Origin of the sequence: Deinococcus fonticola (genome assembly GCF_004634215.1) — a bacterium.
In the GTDB taxonomy this organism is placed as follows: Bacteria; Deinococcota; Deinococci; order Deinococcales; family Deinococcaceae; genus Deinococcus; species Deinococcus fonticola.
Map to the genome: position 1 here is coordinate 40,028 of NZ_SMMH01000006.1, position 16,959 is coordinate 56,986.

The 16,959-nt window shown below is 63.0% G+C and carries 17 protein-coding genes; 11 read left to right on the forward strand and 6 right to left on the reverse strand.

Annotated elements, in window-relative coordinates; all coding sequences use genetic code 11:
• Positions 1 to 123 precede the first annotated feature (123 nt).
• From E5Z01_RS05285 to E5Z01_RS05310, 6 genes are all read left to right on the forward strand, one after another.
• Positions 124 to 1,266, forward strand: a complete 1,143-nt coding sequence (locus E5Z01_RS05285; protein WP_167757779.1) for a helix-turn-helix transcriptional regulator — start codon at positions 124 to 126, stop codon at positions 1,264 to 1,266.
• A 301-nt stretch (positions 1,267 to 1,567) separates the two neighbouring features.
• Positions 1,568 to 2,491: a PDZ domain-containing protein gene (locus tag E5Z01_RS05290; protein WP_167757780.1), complete on the forward strand. Its 924-nt coding sequence runs from the start codon at positions 1,568 to 1,570 to the stop codon at positions 2,489 to 2,491.
• 29 nt (positions 2,492 to 2,520) lie between these two features.
• Positions 2,521 to 3,420 carry a S41 family peptidase gene (locus E5Z01_RS05295; protein ID WP_135228411.1) on the forward strand — a complete coding sequence of 300 codons (900 nt, stop codon included), beginning with the start codon at positions 2,521 to 2,523 and terminating at the stop codon, positions 3,418 to 3,420.
• A gap of 12 nt (positions 3,421 to 3,432) precedes the next feature.
• Positions 3,433 to 4,362: a PDZ domain-containing protein gene (locus E5Z01_RS05300; protein WP_135228412.1), complete on the forward strand. Its 930-nt coding sequence runs from the start codon at positions 3,433 to 3,435 to the stop codon at positions 4,360 to 4,362.
• 25 nt (positions 4,363 to 4,387) lie between these two features.
• Entirely contained in the window at positions 4,388 to 5,347 is a 960-nt protein-coding gene (locus tag E5Z01_RS05305; RefSeq protein ID WP_240738204.1) for a PDZ domain-containing protein, read from the forward strand.
• A 15-nt stretch (positions 5,348 to 5,362) separates the two neighbouring features.
• On the forward strand, positions 5,363 to 7,141 hold the full coding sequence (locus E5Z01_RS05310; protein ID WP_135228414.1) for an ABC transporter substrate-binding protein: 1,779 nt from the start codon (positions 5,363 to 5,365) through the stop codon (positions 7,139 to 7,141).
• A gap of 157 nt (positions 7,142 to 7,298) precedes the next feature.
• On the opposite strand, the gene E5Z01_RS05315 is transcribed toward E5Z01_RS05310, so the two are convergent.
• A complete protein-coding gene (locus E5Z01_RS05315; protein WP_135228415.1) occupies positions 7,299 to 8,963 on the reverse strand; it encodes a ribonuclease J in 1,665 nt (554 codons plus the stop codon).
• A 321-nt stretch (positions 8,964 to 9,284) separates the two neighbouring features.
• On the opposite strand from E5Z01_RS05315, the gene E5Z01_RS05320 reads away from it, so the two are divergent.
• The gene (locus tag E5Z01_RS05320) at positions 9,285 to 9,950 is read left to right on the forward strand and encodes a response regulator transcription factor (RefSeq protein WP_119764016.1); all 666 of its coding nucleotides are present in this window, start codon (positions 9,285 to 9,287) and stop codon (positions 9,948 to 9,950) included.
• 333 nt (positions 9,951 to 10,283) lie between these two features.
• Positions 10,284 to 10,721, forward strand: coding sequence for a response regulator (locus tag E5Z01_RS05325; protein ID WP_135228416.1), 438 nt, complete (start codon positions 10,284 to 10,286; stop codon positions 10,719 to 10,721).
• A gap of 199 nt (positions 10,722 to 10,920) precedes the next feature.
• Here the strand turns inward: E5Z01_RS05325 and E5Z01_RS05330 are convergent, their stop codons facing one another.
• The 4 genes from E5Z01_RS05330 to E5Z01_RS05345 form a co-directional block, all read right to left on the reverse strand.
• Positions 10,921 to 11,379: a WGxxGxxG-CTERM domain-containing protein gene (locus tag E5Z01_RS05330; RefSeq protein ID WP_135228417.1), complete on the reverse strand. Its 459-nt coding sequence runs from the start codon at positions 11,377 to 11,379 to the stop codon at positions 10,921 to 10,923.
• 152 nt (positions 11,380 to 11,531) lie between these two features.
• Complete coding sequence (locus E5Z01_RS05335) at positions 11,532 to 12,083, reverse strand: HD domain-containing protein (protein ID WP_167757781.1); 552 nt, start codon at positions 12,081 to 12,083, stop codon at positions 11,532 to 11,534.
• Positions 12,084 to 12,241: 158 nt separating this feature from the next.
• A complete protein-coding gene (locus tag E5Z01_RS05340) occupies positions 12,242 to 12,799 on the reverse strand; it encodes an HNH endonuclease (protein ID WP_119764024.1) in 558 nt (185 codons plus the stop codon).
• A gap of 153 nt (positions 12,800 to 12,952) precedes the next feature.
• Positions 12,953 to 13,606, reverse strand: a complete 654-nt coding sequence (locus tag E5Z01_RS05345) for a MarC family protein (protein ID WP_135228419.1) — start codon at positions 13,604 to 13,606, stop codon at positions 12,953 to 12,955.
• 70 nt (positions 13,607 to 13,676) lie between these two features.
• Between E5Z01_RS05345 and E5Z01_RS05350 the strand changes: the two genes are divergently transcribed.
• Positions 13,677 to 14,072 (forward strand): excalibur calcium-binding domain-containing protein, encoded by a 396-nt coding sequence (locus tag E5Z01_RS05350; protein WP_135228420.1) that lies wholly within the window; start codon positions 13,677 to 13,679, stop codon positions 14,070 to 14,072.
• A 75-nt stretch (positions 14,073 to 14,147) separates the two neighbouring features.
• On the opposite strand, the gene hemC is transcribed toward E5Z01_RS05350, so the two are convergent.
• Positions 14,148 to 15,077, reverse strand: coding sequence for a hydroxymethylbilane synthase (gene hemC / locus E5Z01_RS05355; protein WP_135228421.1), 930 nt, complete (start codon positions 15,075 to 15,077; stop codon positions 14,148 to 14,150).
• Between the two features lie 136 nt (positions 15,078 to 15,213).
• Between hemC and rpoZ the strand changes: the two genes are divergently transcribed.
• Entirely contained in the window at positions 15,214 to 15,513 is a 300-nt protein-coding gene (gene rpoZ, locus E5Z01_RS05360; protein WP_119764033.1) for a DNA-directed RNA polymerase subunit omega, read from the forward strand.
• 103 nt (positions 15,514 to 15,616) lie between these two features.
• The gene (locus E5Z01_RS05365) at positions 15,617 to 16,954 is read left to right on the forward strand and encodes a M17 family metallopeptidase (RefSeq protein WP_135228422.1); all 1,338 of its coding nucleotides are present in this window, start codon (positions 15,617 to 15,619) and stop codon (positions 16,952 to 16,954) included.
• Positions 16,955 to 16,959: the final 5 nt, after the last annotated feature.

Sequence of the window (16,959 nt, forward strand, 5' to 3'; positions counted from 1 at the left end):
CCGAGCGGCCCTAAAACACTCGTGAAACGCCTCAGGCCTTAAGATCCATTTAGACCAGTCCACCGCCGGGCCAGCACGACTCGCAGACGAATGGCAAGGACGCCTGGCCAGAGGAGTCGCCTCATGTTGTCAGTCAATGACCAGAACTTCAGCCAGTTGCTCGGGATCATTTACGACGCAGCCCTGCACCCTGAAAGCTGGCAGACCGTACTGGAACAACTCCCCCGGTTCAGTCAGACGAATGTGCTGAATTTTGTCGAGTTACAACTCAATGACCTACCCGTGCCCGGCAAACTGAGCTGGATTCCTCTGCAATCCTCGGTGCACGGCCTGTCCCGCGAGGGAGAAGCGTCGCTGATGGCCGACTGGGCGTACCGCATCCCCCTGACATACGACCTCATCAACCTCACCCTCAAAGACCAGCGCGCCGTCGCCACGCCCGAGCAGACCTCACCGCAGTTCGACTTCGGCAACTCGGAGTTCTGTCACGAGTGCGCCTTGCCAAACGACTTCTACCACATGCTGGGCGTCAGTAGCCTGTCCAGCGATCGGCAGTCGCTGTTCATCCTTTCCATGAATCGCCCCAGACGCTATGGCCATTTCAGCAATGCCGACGCGCAACTGCTGCACTCCCTGCTGCCGCACCTGTCACGCGCTCAGCAGATCGGGCAGCAACTGCGTGCCATGCAATTGGTTCAGGGTCTTCAGGCCGCCGCGCTGGATCACTGCGCCGCGCCTGTGCTGGGCCTGAACGTCCGGGGAAAATTACTGTACGCCAATGCCGCCGCCGAAGCCCTGCTGCACGCGGGAACCGTGCTGCGCCTGCATTACGGCACCCTACAGGCCACCCAGCCAGGCGAACACCAGGCCCTTATGCAGGCCCTGCACCGCGCCTCGCTGCTGGGCCGCGATGTTCAGGGAAGGCCGGACAACCACCTGACCTTCTCGCGTGACGGGCAACCGCCCCTGAGCGGCCTGCTGCTCCCGGTGACGAAACGCTGGCCCGAGCGGGGGTTCACGCTGCTGCTGAAAGACCCGGCGGCGCGGCGCACCCCGCCCCTGGTGCTGTTGCAACACCTGTACGGCCTGACGCCCGCCGAGGCCCGCGTGGCCACGCTGCTGACCGACGGCCTGACCCTCGACGAGATCGGGGCGCACCTGGGCACCGCCACCGCCACCGTTCGCAACCAGTTAAAACAGGTGTTCGCCAAGACGGGCGCACGCAGGCAAGGTGACCTGATTCGCCTGATCATGAACCTGTCCTGAAGCCCGTCTCTTTAACCCGTACGTCAGCGCCTGCTGAACCGGGCGCCGGGATGGTACGGCTGAATTCAGGCTCCGCCACGCAGTGTCATAGCCCAAATGGGACATGACACCTGGGCACACTCTTTGCACCATAAAAGTGTCCCTTTCCCGGTGGCCATTGCGTCCCCCGTTCCCTTTTTTAACAGCCATTCGACGCCCCGGAAGGCCAGCTGACCTCCACGCCTGAAGACACCACGCGCCAAGACATCAAACGCCCGTCACGAGACAACCCCTCACAGGAGGAAAAATGAAGCGAAACTGGATGTCAATTCCTGTGCCCATTGCTCTGCTGATCTCTACCTCAAGCCAGGCCGCGCCCATCACCACCATCGGCGGCCCGGTCAGGGACTGGACATCCGGTGCGACGGGCGAGGTGCAACTGTACGTGGGCAATCTGGCACCAAACAATCTCGATTACTCTAAATCGCTAGGCGCGGCGAAAGTGGACACGAAAGGGCAATTCACCCTGACGCTGCCGGACGCGGCCGCGGTCGCCCCGGCGCTGCTACCTGCCGCCAGTGAATTCAAACTGAATGTTCCGTGCGAGGGTAACCTGAAGGTCGAACCGGCCGCCGCGCTGAATTTCTTCGACCTGGCGGGGTACGATTCCTTCGGACTCAGGATCACGACCCTGCGCCTGGGCAACACGCGCCTGGAGTGGCTGAAACCGGGCGACATGCTGAACCTGCTGGTGTACGCCGCCCGGGCCACGAAACTGACGGGCAACACCCTGTGTCAGGAGAACGCGACCGGGAAACGCGCCACCGACGCCCCCCGCTGGAACTGGGACGCCGCTTTACAACCGGGCTGGAATGTCCTGAACGTGAAGATCGGTGACCGAAAGGAAGGCTCGCTGACGGCCGTGGTGAACACCGGTGACCTTCCGGCGACTTCCGGGTGGTTTCAGTTCATCGGGCGGGGCGGGCTGACCATGTCGGTCGAGAACACTGAGCACGGTCAGGTCCGGGTGGTGGGCATGGCCGCTGATGGTGCTGCCGCCAGGGCCGGACTGCAAAACGGCGACATCGTGCTGGAAATAGACGGGGTCTCCATGAAAGGCCTGACTTCCACGCAGGTGGCCGAACGGGTGCGCGGCGAACCCGACACGACCATCACGCTGAAAGTGCTGCGAGACGGCAAGGAGCTCACCCTGACTGGCACGCGCGAATTCCGGCGAACCAACTGAGCAGTCCTTCCAACAAAGCGAGAAAGACCATGAAGAGAAGACTGAAATTAATTCTCGTTTTTACGCTGCTGGCCCTGCCTGCCATGTCATCCGCTGTTCCCATCAGCGCAAACCTCAGCGGCAAGATCGTGGACTGGCCTGCCGATCTGAAAGGCGGTGAGGTGCGTTTGATGGACTGGGAAACCGACGCCGTGTACGCCACCGGTACGGTGAACGCGCAGGGGAATTTCACTCTGCAGCTGCCAGAACTTAAGGACAAGCAGGATAACCTCTCCGCAATCTCGGAATTGCTTACCGAGAAGTCCAATTACGGCGTGGGTTGCGTCGGTACGGGCAAGGCTGAACCAGCGAACGGAAAGTACCGTGAATTTCAGTTGATCCTTAACGTGGATGGCAAGGATTACGGCGACATCACGCTGAACAGGAGCGCCAACCAGTTTCCGAAGAAAGGAGACGCCTGGTCGGCCCTGCTGTTTTTCACCCAGCCCGTCAAGTTGGAAGGCAAAATCACCTGCCCGACGCCGTACTCCAATGCCGAATTTCAGGGTACGTACCCTGCCGGATGGAGTCAGGTGCGTCAGGAGGTGGTGCAAGATCCGAAAACCACCCAAATTCGCGCCAGTTACAACGCTGCTGCGCCACTCACGGGCATGCAGTGGCGGCTTTTCAGTGAGTTCGGCGGCGTGGGCATGAATCTGAAAAAAGACACCTTGATGGTGGATTTTGTTCGTGAAGGTGGCCCTGCTGCTCTGGCCGGCGTGCAAGCCGGGGATGAACTGCTGAGCGTGGACGGACAGAAAGTCACGGTCATGGAAGAAGCCCTGCAAGCCATTCGTGGTGAACCGAACACGAAAGTCGTGCTGGTGGTCAAGCGTGACGGCCAGGAAATGACGTTTGAAATCACGCGGGCGCTGGTACGGGTGCCCTGAAGGAGAACAGCTATGAAAAAACTGCTGACTTTATGCCTGCTGTGCGCCGCTTCGGCCTCTCTGGCCGCTCCCGTCACTTCGCCCCTCAAAGGTCAGATCAAAGACTGGCCGGCCGGAAAAACCGGGGAGCTGCGGCTGACGGTCAGGCCCGGTCAGTTCGGCTGGGATAACGCGCCGGTGGTGGGTAAGGCCACCGTGGACGAGAAAGGACAGTTCACGCTCAACCTACCGGACGCGGCGGCCCTGGCGAAGGTCTTGCCGGAAGCGTCCGAAACCGTGAGTCTGAGGGAGCCCTGCACAGATAGCCATCTGGGCTGCGCCAGGGCGCTCGTGGCTGCTCCGGCCACACGCTGGAATGTCTTTGAGCTGATGGCTTTCGAAGGTGAAACAGCCCTGGGGAAAGTCTTTTACCGCAATACGGTTCAGCGCTTTTTCGCCAAGGACTGGACGGAAGGAACCCTGGTGTACTCCAGCGCGGACAGCAAGATCACGGGCGAGTACTTCACGGGTGGGGACAGCGGGGGGCAGTTCACCTGGCAGGCTCCGCTCTCGGCCGGATGGAACTGGGTTTCGGCGCGGTCTGACGTGCTGAACAAGGATACGGGGCTGTGGCCCGTTACCGTTACTGCCGACAAACTGCCGGAGACCGCTTTCATGTACCTGACCGAAGGGTACGGCGGGGTGGGAATGTCCCTGGAAGACGGCGCCCAGGGCATAACTGTGCGTTCGGTGATGGCAGGTGGCGCGGCCGAGCAGGCAGGTGTGCAAGTGGGCGACACCATCGTGGCGATCGATGGCCGGAATGTCCAGAACATTGCGGCTCAGGGAACGGGCACCATGGTGCGCGGCGAACCGGGCACGACCGTCACCCTGACCATCAAGCGCGCGGGTACAACGCTGGAGATCAAGGTGGTTCGGCGCTTCATTCCTGTCCGGCAGTAACACTCTTTTCAGAAGGAGACGCGTGATGAAACCCGTGAACTTCAGTTCTATGCTGTCCGCCCTGCTGTTCGCTTCAGCCCTGGCCGCGCCCATCAAGGACAACACCATTCAGGGCAAGATCACCGACTGGCCGGCCGGGAAAACCGGGGAAATCCGCCTGGTGCCGCGCGTGAACATGTTCGGTGCCGGAACGGTGGTGGCCACCGCTGCTGTGGACGAGAAAGGGCAGTTCAGCCTGTCCCTGCCGGACGCGGCGGTGCTGGAGAAAGTGCTGCCTGCTTCTGCGGAAAAGTGGAACGTGGTCACGGCCTGCCACGCCTGGGACGGCGTCAAGTGGTGTACGAACGAACTGGCGCTGGCCCCCGCTGCGCGCCTGAATCTGTTCGACCTTCAGGCTTTCGTGGGCAGCGAGCAACTGAGGAATGTGAAACTGGCCTCGGCCCCGTACGCCGACCCGGCAGCAGGCCTGACCCGGACTTACCTGGCATTTGCGCCCGCCGCAGTCAAGGTGACCGGAACCTTCACATCGTCCAATAAAAGCAACGCCCTGAGTGCCGACTGGAATGCCGACCTGAGTGCCGGCTGGTCGTGGCTCACGGAAACGTATGGCGTGCAGGACGCAGCCACGGGGGTGTGGCCGGTGAAAGTCACGGCGGGCGACCTGCCCACGCCACTGAATTACACCCTGGCGCTGCTGCGCACCAAGCTGGATTTCGAGTTCCAGCGCATTCAGTCCGGCAGCCGCGTGGGCGGACTCATTACGGCCATTACGCCGGGCGGCGCGGCCGAACGGGCCGGGTTCAAGGTGGACGACATCATCGTGGCGCTGGATGGTCGGGACGTCTCGCGCAACAGCAGTTCCCTGCTTCTGGAAAACCTCAGCCGCCCGCCTGGCACCACCGTGCAGGTCACCGTGAAACGTGGCGACCAGACCCTGACACTGCCGCTGACCGGGGTAGGCGCACCCGTCAACGAAGAGCACTGACCTCAAGGAGAGGCCATGAAACACCTGAAATTGACGGCTGCCTTTTCCGCCCTGCTGCTGTCGTCCTGCACCATGCTCGGGCCGCGTAACGCGCAGGCTTTCGTGTGGCCTGCCGCGTGGAGCACCGCCCAGCCCGGCGAGGCGAAGTACGGCGGAATGCTGAACGCTTATGGCTTTACCAGCTTCAGTTCGTACAATCCGTTTACCAACACGGATAACCCCGGCCCCTTCATGTACCTGGAAACTGGGGCCAACCTGTTCATGCCCGACCCGCGTGACAACCAGCCGGTGCCTCACATGGCGGCGGCCCAGCCGATCATTTCGGAAGACGGCAAAGTGTACACCATCAAACTGCGGGAAGGCCTGAAGTTCAGTGACGGGACGGAGATCACGGCCAGGGATTTCGTGACCACCTGGAAACTCCATGCCGATAAGGAACTCAAGTCGCCGCTGCGCAGCCGCTTTTTCATGGGGGAACAGCCGGTGACGTTCGAGGCACTTGACCCTTATACGCTGCGGGTGACTTTCCCATCCCCACCGGCCACAGCGCTGAACACTCTGGCCTTCGCCCCATGGCCCGATCATATTTTCGGTGCCGCTTACCAGAAGGGCGGTGCAAAGGCAGTGGCGGAACTGTGGGGGCCGCAGGCCAAAGCGGGCGAGGTGGTAAGCGCCGGAATGCTCACGCTGGGGCAGGCCGACAACCGGCCCGAGGGCACCGTGACCTTCGTGAAGAACCGCTACTGGGGAGAATGGAACAAAGATTCTCAGGGCCGCTCCCTTCCTTACCTGGATGGCCTGAGCGTGTACATGCTCAAAGCCGGCCAACCCACCTTGCCGCGCTTCCTGGCGGGTCAGGCTGACCTGGCGGGCTTCACCTCCGCCGCAGACGCCAAGACGATCAATGACGCCGTGAAAGCCGGAACGCTTAAGGCAAACGTGCTGAACAACGTGGGGAAACTGAATGTCGGCACCTACCTGGTGTTCAACTGGAACAAGGCCGACGATCCTTTCAAGCAGGCCCTGTACCGGGACGTGCGCTTCAGGCGGGCGGTCAGTCACCTGATCAACCGGCAGAAGATGGTGGACGAGATCCTGGGCGGCATGGGCGCGCCCACCGGTAGTATCATTCCCGCCCAGCACACCGCCTATATTCCCGCCGACCTGCCTACCTACGGATACGATCCCGCAGCCGCCGCGAAGCTGCTGGCCGACCTGGGGTTCACGCAGAAGGATGCCGAAGGGTACCTGGTCAAGGAAGGCAAACGCGCCGAGTTTGAGATTCTCAGTTATGCCTCGGACTACACCAAGAAGCACATGGACATCATCATCGAGGATGCCCGGGCAGCCGGGGTCAAGGTCACGTACCGCCCCATCGATGGCCGCGAACTGTTCAAGGTGCTGGACGCCACCCCGGACACCCTGGAGAAGCGCCCCTTCGATGCGGCTTTCTATAATGCGTCCGGCCCCCCCAGCCTCTGGCCGTTCACGGCCAGCTCAGCGCGGTGCGACGGCGTTGATCACCAGTTCAACCGCACCGGGAAGTGTCTGACCGACGAGGAAACGAAAATCGCGGCCCTGGCCATGGAGGGCGAACGGGAACCAGACCTGCAGAAACGCACTGTAATCGGGCAGCAGTTGCACCGCCTGCTGGCCGAACAGCAGTACTTCATTCCCATCGTGGCTTACACCTTCGGCGTGGCGTACAACGAGCGGATCGGCGGGGTGCTGCCGCCACAGTACCTCACCGCGCCCACTCGCAGCACGCTGTACCCGCTGACCTTCATTCGTTAGCACATCCACGGTAGCCCCATCTTCCGGGGGGAAAGTTCGGGGCCACTTCACCAAATCCCGTTCTTTTCTGGCGACAGGGAAGAAACAACAATGCAGCACAGTGAAAAGCCCCTCTCCATTTGAAGAGGGGTTTTGCGCTGGAAAGAATTCTCGAACCTCAGTCCACGATCATGGGGATCAGGATAGGATTCCTGCCCGTGGCCTTGCGCACGAACCTTCTGACGGCGCCGTACATGTCGTCTCGGACGTCTTCCAGGCGTTTTTTCTCACGCACCCCCTGCTCTACCACTTCCAGCGCGACGCGCTTGATCTGAAAGTCCAGTTCACGGTTGGGCCTGACGAAACCACGTGTCACGATCTCGACGTGCGGGGTGGGGTGCAGCACGGCGTTCATGATGATCAGTCCTTCCTGGCTGAGGTTCACCCGGTCGAGCAGCACCTCGTCGCCGACATCGCCGACACCCAGGCCGTCCACGTACACGCCGCCCGCCGGCACCGTGCCGCTGACGCGGAATTCGTCTCCTCCCAGGGTCACCACGTCGCCGTTCTTGGCGATCAGGGTGCGTTTGGGCGGGCGTGGAAGGGTCTGCGCGAGCTTGGCGTGGTTGATCTGGTGGCGGGGTTCGCCGTGCCACGGCAGGAAGAACTTGGGCCGCGTCAGGTTCAGTACAGTCGCCAGTTCCTCCTGACTGGCGTGACCGGAAGCGTGAATGCGCGGGTTGGGCGGGTAAATGACGTCCACCCCGATCTCGTACAGGCGGTTGACGATCAGGTTCACGGCGTCCTCGTTGCCGGGAATGGGGTTGCTGCTCAGAATTACGGTGTCGCCCCGGCGCAGCGCAATCTTGGCGTGCGTGCCGAAGGCCAGTCGGCCCAGCACGGCCATGGGTTGCCCCTGTGAGCCGGTGCAGACGAACAGGATCTGCTGATCTTGCAGTTCGCCCACGTCGTCGCTGGTCAGGAAGGGGTCCGGCGCTTCCATGTACCCGAGCCCCTGGGCCACCTGGGCATACTTGAGCATGCTGCGGCCTTCCATAACCACGCGTCGGCCCTGGCGGTGCGCGATGTGCAGCACGTTCTGAATGCGGTGAACGTTGCTGGCGAAGGTGGTCAGGAACACCCGGCCCCGGCACCCGGCAATCACCCCTTCCAGATTGCGGGCAATCTCGGCCTCGCTGGGCGTGTGGCCGGGGCGCTCGGCATTGGTGCTGTCGCTGATCAGCAGCAGCACGCCTTCCTTGCCGGCCTGTTCCAGCCGCGCCAGGTCGCTGGTCTTGCCGTCTGCGGGTTCCTCGTCCAGTTTGAAGTCCCCGGTATGAACCACCCTTCCCACCGGTGTGGTCAGGATGTACCCCATGTTGTCGGGAATGGAGTGGGTCATGCGCACGAACTCCACGTGGAAGTGCTGCCCGATACGCACCTTGTCGCCGGGCTGCACTTCGCGCAGGTCGACCTCGCCGTCCTTGATGCCGAATTCGGTAAGTTTTTCGCGCACCAGACCCAGCGTCAGGCCCGCGCTGTACACCGGAACGCGCGGCAGGCGCGGCAAGATGTAAGGCAGGCCGCCGATGTGATCCTCATGGCCGTGCGTCAGTACCCAGCCTTTGATGAGGTGCTGGTTCTCCAGCAGGTAATCGATACGAGGTACGATCAGGTCGATGCCCATCTGGTGCGCCTTGGGAAAGGCCAGGCCGCCGTCGACGACCATGATCTCATCGCCGTAGCGGTAAGCGAAGATATTCTTGCCGATTTCCCCCATGCCGCCCAGCGGGATCACTTGCAGGGTGGGGGTGGCGGAATCCGCCGTGTCTGGATTGGTCATAGAAACTCCGGGTAAAGAGCACGTTTTGCCTGAGCAGGAACGCGCCGGGGCGTTGCGAATGAGACGGAAAAATGAGGTTGTGTCGCCTGGGCGAGGGGCATAGCCTTGTGGGGCACATGGCCGCCTGCCTGAGCGTGATACGTTTACCCTAGCACAGTCTCGCGGCCCGCGAACGTGAGCTGTAAAAAGAAGCGGTTAAACACGCCCCGTAGTGCGCAAACCAATGGCGACAAAAAATGCGCTTGCCCTGCAACGGATCCGTCACCACCCTGTTTGCGCACCTGATGAGGCAATTCTTCATGAAAGCAGTATCATTAAGGTGTGAACGAACACCGCATTCTCGTGATCGAGGACGACCTCGACATTGCCAATGTCCTGCGAATGGATTTAAACGACGCGGGATACGAGGTCGACCACGCCGACTCCGCCATGAATGGCCTGATCAAAGCCCGCGAGGAGCACCCGGACCTGATCCTGCTCGACCTGGGTCTGCCGGACTTCGACGGCGGTGACGTGGTGCAGCGCCTGCGCAAGAACAGCGCCGTGCCCATCATCGTGCTGACGGCCCGCGACACCGTGGACGAGAAGGTCAGGTTGCTGGGCCTGGGGGCCGACGATTACCTCATCAAACCCTTTCACCCCGACGAGTTGCTGGCCCGTATCAAGGTGCAGCTGCGCCAGCGCACCTCCGAGAGCCTCAGCATGGGTGACCTGACCCTCGACCCACAAAAGCGTCTGGTCACGTACAAAGGCGAGGAACTGCGCCTGTCGCCGAAAGAATTCGACATTCTGGCCCTGCTGATCCGCCAGCCGGGGCGCGTGTACTCCCGCCACGAGATCGGACAGGAAATCTGGCAGGGTCGCCTGCCGGACGGCAGCAACGTCGTGGATGTCCATATGGCCAACCTGCGGGCCAAACTGCGTGACCTCGATGGGTATGGCCTGCTACGCACGGTGCGTGGCGTGGGCTACGCCCTGCGCGGCTGAACCAGTCAGCGCCGCTCACGGCTCGCAGGCTCCTTGCCCCTTCCCCGCGCGTCGTTGACGGGGCAAGCCCGAAGTCCCCTGTTTTTGCTGCCTGGCTTTTCAGACAGGCGCTGATGTGGGGCTGGGTCTGCACTGCGGCGAACTCGGGCAGGGGTGCAAAGATTCCACGCTCGTTTAGGCGTGTGTGGGCGGGAATACATTTTAACAAGACACCGGTTCATCAAGCAGCCGGTCGTTCATTGTTGTTTATGATAGTCAGACCCTCCACCCCAAGACTGGAGGTCGGTACCGGGCAGATGTGCAGCGTCACGTGGCCCACAGCCGAGGAACCGAATGACCAACTCCACAGTTGAAATCCTGCTGGTCGAGGACAGCGAACCAGATATCCTGCTCACCCAGGAAGCTTTCGAGGACGCCAGTGTCAAAAACCGCCTGCACATCACCCGTGACGGCGAGGAAGCCCTGCATTTCCTGAAGAAAAAAGGCAAGTACCAGGCGGTTCCGCGCCCGGACGTGATTCTGCTGGATATCAACATGCCGCGCAAGAACGGCCTGGAAGTGTTGCAGGAAATCAAGGCCGACCCGGAACTGGCCAGCATTCCCGTGCTGATGCTCACCACCAGCCAGGCCGAGGAGGACGTGCGCAGCGCCTACGCCCGTCATGCCAACGGGTACGTGGTGAAGCCGGTGGGATTCGAGAATTTTCTGGATGCCATTCGCGCCTTCGAGCGCTTCTGGTTGACTTTCGTGCGCTTTCCCCCACGGCTGTAGGGTGGTCAGGGTCGGGCGGTCTTTCTAATGAACCCATTGCTCAGAGGCCTCAGTAAAGCCCCAAAGCCGATGAAGAGGCACCCGAGCAAGTAGAGGTCAGTGGCCCCTGCAAGTTGCAGCTGACATCCAAGCTGCCCATGTGAAAAACCCCCGCATCAACGCGGGGGCTATTTCATGCTCACTCAGGGCAAAGTTTTGCTCAGTGGCGGTTGGTGGTCGTGGCGGTGCCCACGGTGGTGCTGGCCACGGTGGGGCGGCTGCGGCCCATCAGGCCGAACAGACCCAGCAGACCCAGCAGGCCCCAGGGGAACTGACGGGTGTCGGCCACACCGTCGTTATTGCTGTCAACCACGCCGTCGCCGTTGGGGTCAACCGTATTATTCACAGCGTCAGCCGCCTCCGTGGCGGCCTGATCCACGGCTTCACCGGCGTTCTCGGCCGCTTCACCGACGGCCGCGCCGGCTTCGTCAATGTTTTCGCCGACGCTCTCGGCAGCTCCGTCGGTGGAATCGGTGTTGGTGTCACCGGAGGTGGCGTCGTCGGTGCTGGTGTCGTTGTTGTTGGTGTCCTGCACCTGCACGTAACCGGCGCTGGGGGCGGTGGCGTAGGCGACGGGGGTGGCAAACAGCAGGGTCAGGGTCAGCAGGGTCTTATTCATGGTCTTTACGCTCCTTTGAATACCCCACTTGAACAGCGGGACAGGATTAAACGCTTGAATTGTGTCCCTTTTTGCAGGAGGCACGCTGAGAAGCCTGCGGGGCTGACCTTTAATCCTTGCTGGGCTGACCTCAATGTTTAATCAGATAAGGGTCAGATTCGTTCCTCGCTGGCAGGTATGGCCTGCATGGCGCTCAGCACGCGCCTCATGTGCTCTTCCATATCTACCCCCAGCTCGGCCGTGGCCTGCGTGACCTCCTCGCGGTTGACGCCCGCCGCAAACGCCCTGTTCTTGAAGCGCTTTTTCAGACTGGAGAGTTCCACCTGCCGCACGTCCTTATCCGGGCGGATCAGCGCGGCCGCCTGCACCAGCCCGGTCAACTCGTCCACCGCGAAGAGGGACTGCGCCAGTTTCGTCGTCCGCGCCACGCCGGTGTAGGCTGCGTGCCCCATAATGGCGTCCAGCACCACTTCCGGCGTGTCGGTGTGCGCCCGCAGGTAATTCACGCCCCAGCTCGGGTGCTCCTCCGGGTGTAATTCGTAATCGAAGTCGTGCAGGAGGCCGGTCACGGCGTACAGTTCCTCGTCCTCGCCCCAGTGCCGCGCGTAAGCCCGCAGGGCCGCCTCCACGTTCAACATATGCCGCTGCAACGACGCGCTGGGCGTGTGTTCCACCATCAGCGCATAAGCCTGATCACGATTCATGCCGCAAAGTCTAATCCCAGCGGCCACACTCCTGCCCCGCCTGACAATGCAGGCCCACCAGAGGCCCATCCAGAGCCAGCAAAGCGAAACGTCCTGACCCATTTGAAGGGAGTCAGGACGTTGAGAGCGTGGGCAGCCTGAGTTGACTGAGGCTGGAATTAACGGATGTACGCGGCCCAGGCCGGTTGCCAGTGCGCGAACTGACCATGAGCATACACACCGAAGGTCGGCGCGTGCGGACGCGACAGCAGCGGCATTCCGGCTTCGTCGGGCGTGCGGTTGCCCTTGCGCTGGTTGCACACGCGGCAGGCGGTGATCACGTTGTCCCAGTTGTGGCGCCCACCCCGCGAGCGCGGCATGACATGATCCAGCGTCAGGTCGTCGTGGCTGCCGCAGTACTGACAGGTGAAGGTGTCGCGGCGCAGCACGTTGCGGCGATTGAAAGGCACCGGATGCACGCGGGGACGGCGAATATAACGCCGCAGACGGATGACGCTGGGCACCGCGATGACGGTGCTGGGAGAACGCACGATGTCGTCACTTTCCTGCACGACTTCCGCCACGCCGTACTGCACCAGCGTGATGGCCCGCTTGGCACTCGTGACGTGCAGCGGTTCGTAAGACACGTTCAGCACCAGCACGCGCGGAGCATTCAAGTCCGCTGCGGCGTGACGTATTCGTTCGGTTTCCCCTCCAGTTCCGGCAAGCGTATTCATGCCTAAATATATAAAGTTTGTTGTCAGGAAATGGTTGCGCCGGTTGGCCTAGTGTCAGGTGAATCATTTACCGTATTCGCATGAACAGCTCAGCGGGGCAGGCAGAGCACCCGCAAGCTGTGAAATAGCCTGGGCGCACAAGCCCGGCAACCCCTAGCCGGTGCGCAGGCCGCCGCGCAGAAGTTGCAGGGCGCCGTCGGCGACGTACTGCACCGCCAGGGCGCCCAGCAGCACGCCCAGCACGCGCGTAACCACGTGAATGCCGGTCAGGCCGATCACGCGGGCCAGTTGACCACTCATGCGCAGGGCCAGGTAACACAGCAGCAGCACCCCGCCCGTCACCAGAAACACCACGCCCAGGAGGCCGGGGTCGCCGTGGGCGGTGTTGGTCTGAATCATGACGCTGGCCAGGGTGCCCGGCCCGGCAATCAGCGGAATGGCCAGCGGAAACACGCTGATGTCCTCGCGTTCCTTCGCCTCGCGTTCCTCGTCGGGATTCTCCTTGCTGCCGCTGGGCCGCGCGAACACCATGTCCAGCGCGATCATGAACAGCAGGATGCCGCCCGCCACCCGAAATGCACTCAGGCTGATGCCCAGGTGGCGCAGCAGCGCCTGCCCAAAGAGCCCGAAGATCAGGATGATGATGCCCGCCACCAGGGTGGCCTTCAGGGCCATCCGCCGGCGCTCGAAGGCAGGGCGATTGCCGGCCAGCGCAATGAACATGGGGGCCAGCCCAACCGGATCCATCACGACCAGCATGGTTAAAAAGGTTCGGTTGGCAGTTGTGAGTATGTCGGCCCAGTCCACCTGCACACCGTAGCACCTGTATGGCGACCACTCTCATCCGGCCATCATTCGGGGGTGTCACGCTGCCACAATGCACTCATTTTTAAGAAGTGCGGCCCTGGCCCTGACCCTGTTGGGCAGCGCACAGGCCGCCACCGCCGTGACCACCAGTGACGTTCACCTGCGCCGCACCCCGAACGGCGCGGTCTTGCGGGTCATTCCGGATCAAACCTTACTGACGGTTTCGTGCGCGGCGGACTGGTGCCGCACCAGCTACGCCGGCCGGGGCGGGTACGTGGCGCGCAGGTTCGTGCGCCAGGTGACGCGCAGCGCTCCACTGGCCGGGCGAGGCGTGACCTTATACGTCACCTGCGCCCAGATGCGTGCGGCAGGAGCTGCGCCCATCCGCGTCGGCAAGCCCGGTTACCGCACCGCCCTGGACCGGGATGGGGATGGCTGGGCCTGCCGGTACGACCGCCAGCGATAAAGACTCAAAGGCACAACAGCGCTGGGCCAGGAGCCAAGGGGAACACCCTCGCCACTCCTGGCCCAGCCTTCTTTATTACGCGCGCGCCATTTCGATGAACCTGTCCGCACCCTGTTTCAGGAGGTCATTGGCCAGCTCAGCGCCGATGTCGGCACACTCGCCGGCGTCGCCGCTGGATGTGGCGCGAATGACATGAGTGCCGTCCACGGCGGCCACCCAGCCTTCCAACGTCAGAGTACCGCCCTTCACGGTGGCGTGCGCTCCCACCGGGGCCATGCAGCCTGCCCCCAGACCCGCCAGAAATTCGCGCTCGGCGGTGATGCGGTCGTCGGTCAGGTGGTCGTGAATGGCGTAGGCCACCTCGATGCTCAGGTCGTCGTCGGCGCGGGTTTCCAGCGCCAGCGCACCCTGACCGGGGGCCGGCAGCAGGATGTCCGGCTCGATGAACTCGTCGATGCGGTGGCGCAACTCGGTGCGAATCAGGCCCGCGGCAGCCAGGATGATCGCGTCGTAATCCCCGGTGCCCAGGGCCGCCAGGCGCGTATCTATGTTGCCGCGCAGGTCGATCACTTGCAGGTCGGGCCGGTAGGACTTCAGGAACGCTTTGCGGCGAATGCTGCTGGTGCCCACCCGCGCGCCCTGCGGCAACTCGGCCAGTTTCTTCATGCCTTCGCGGCCCACCAGCACGTCGCGGGCGTCCACACGCTTGGGAATGCTGGCGACTTCCAGGCCCTCCGGTTGCGCGGTGGGCAGGTCTTTGAGGCTGTGAACGGCAATGTCGATTCTGCTTTGCAGCAGGGCCTCCTCGATTTCCTTGACCCAGAAGCCCTTGTCGCCCTTCTGCGCGAGTTGACCCAGGCTCTCGCGGTTGCGGTCGCCCTGGGTGCTGATGGTCTGTAAGCGGAATTCCGTTTCCGGCCATTCCTCCTTCAGGCGGGCAATGACCCACCGGGTCTGAGCGAGCGCCAGGGTGCTTCCCCGCGTTCCAACGGTGACAGTACGCATAACCGAAGCAGTATACCCACAAACCCGGCCCGGCTGATTTGCTTCTTCGTTCAGCAACCCGTTAGACTGTCAGGCTGAACGCGTCCCCGCGCCCCCTGCCCGCCTTCCCGGGCGACCCCCAAGGAGAACCCCCATCATGGCCGAAAAAGACATCGATAAGCTGCTTTCCATGACCGACAGCAAGTACCGCCTGTCCGTCGTCACTGCCAAACGCGCCCTGCAACTGCGCAGCGGCGCCCCCAGCGTCCTGCCCGTCGAGCAGCGCGTGCGTACCCGCAACCTGGTCACGCAGGCCATGCGTGAACTGGCCACCGGTAAGCTGACCCTGGGCACCAACCTGCTGGACGAGCAGCGCTTTCACCAGGATTACGTGCGCCAGCGCCAGGCCCAGTTGCAAGCCCAGCTGAACGCCGAGCGCGAACGCGAACGCGACTGACACTCGGCCCATACATCAAGAACCTGACTCGCCTTTCGGGGCGAGTTTTTGGTTTTTCTTTGCGGCTTGACCTTCAAGTCCGCTGAGGTGCTTACTGAGGGCCATGCAAATCGTGAAAAGCTTGGAGAGGGCCGACCTGAAGCTGTCTTTCGTGAATGCCGACGCCACGCAGGCACGGACGCTGCGTGACCTGCAACCCGGCCAGGTGCGCCTGACCGCCCGGCTGGACGGGCATGACGAGGCGGTGGCCCTTGCGCCCCAGGACGCCGGCGAGGCGCGCGAGATCGGCGTGGCGCTGGCGAACCTGGCCGGCACCGTGGGCGCGAAGAACCTGCACGTGGCCGCCAACGAGTACGCGGCGGCGCTGGCCGGGGCGGCTTCGGCCGCGCACTGGAAGGACACGCGCTTCAGAGGGGTGGCCTTTACGGCGGCTGAAACGCCCCAGCTGCACCTGGAGGGCCTGGGGGACGCCGAGCAGGCGCGGGTGCAGGCGGTACTGGCCGGCATGACCTTCACGCGTGAGCTGGTGAGTGCGCCGGCCAACCACCTGAGCCCCGCCACGCTGGCCAGAGAAGCCCGCACGCTGGAGCGCTGCGGCCTGGATGTGGACGTGCTGGACACGGAGGAAGTGAAAGCGCGCGGCATGAACCTGCTGGCGGCGGTGGCGGCGGGCAGCAAGGACGGCCCGCGCCTGATCCGCGTGACCCTCCCAGCACGCGGCGAGTGCCAGAAGGTGGTGGCGCTGGTCGGCAAGGGCATCACCTTCGACACCGGCGGATACTCGCTGAAAACTGCGCAGGGCATGTACGGCATGAAAAACGACATGGGCGGGGCCGCCACGGTGCTGGGCACCATGCGGGCGCTGGCCGACCTGCGCGCGTCCATCCCTGACGGGGTGGAGATCCGCGCTTACGTGGCCGCCGCCGAGAACATGGTCGGCCCGGACGCCATGCGCCCCGGCGACATCTACCGCGCTGCGAACGGCAAGACCGTGGAGGTCACCAACACCGACGCCGAGGGCCGCCTGGTGCTGGCCGACGCCCTGGCCGTGGCCTGTGACGAGGGCGCCACCGAACTGGTGGACGTGGCTACCCTGACCGGCGCAAAAATCACCGCCCTGGGCTCGGACATGGCCGCCGTGTTCAGCAACGACCGCGATCTGGTGACCCGCCTGCAGCGCGCCGCCGACGCGGCTGGAGAGTCCATCTGGGAACTCCCACTGCACCAGCCGTACCTGAAGGCCTACCAGAAGAACACCATTGCCGACCTGAAGAACAGTGACGGCAACCCTGCGGGCGGCAGCATCAAGGCGGCGCTGTTCCTGTCGCAGTTCGTCACGCGGCCCTGGGCGCACCTGGACATTGCCGGCAACGCCGCCAAGGAGGACGTAGCGACCGGCTGGGGCGTGGGCACCCTGACCGAGTACGTGCTGAACAGGTAACCCAA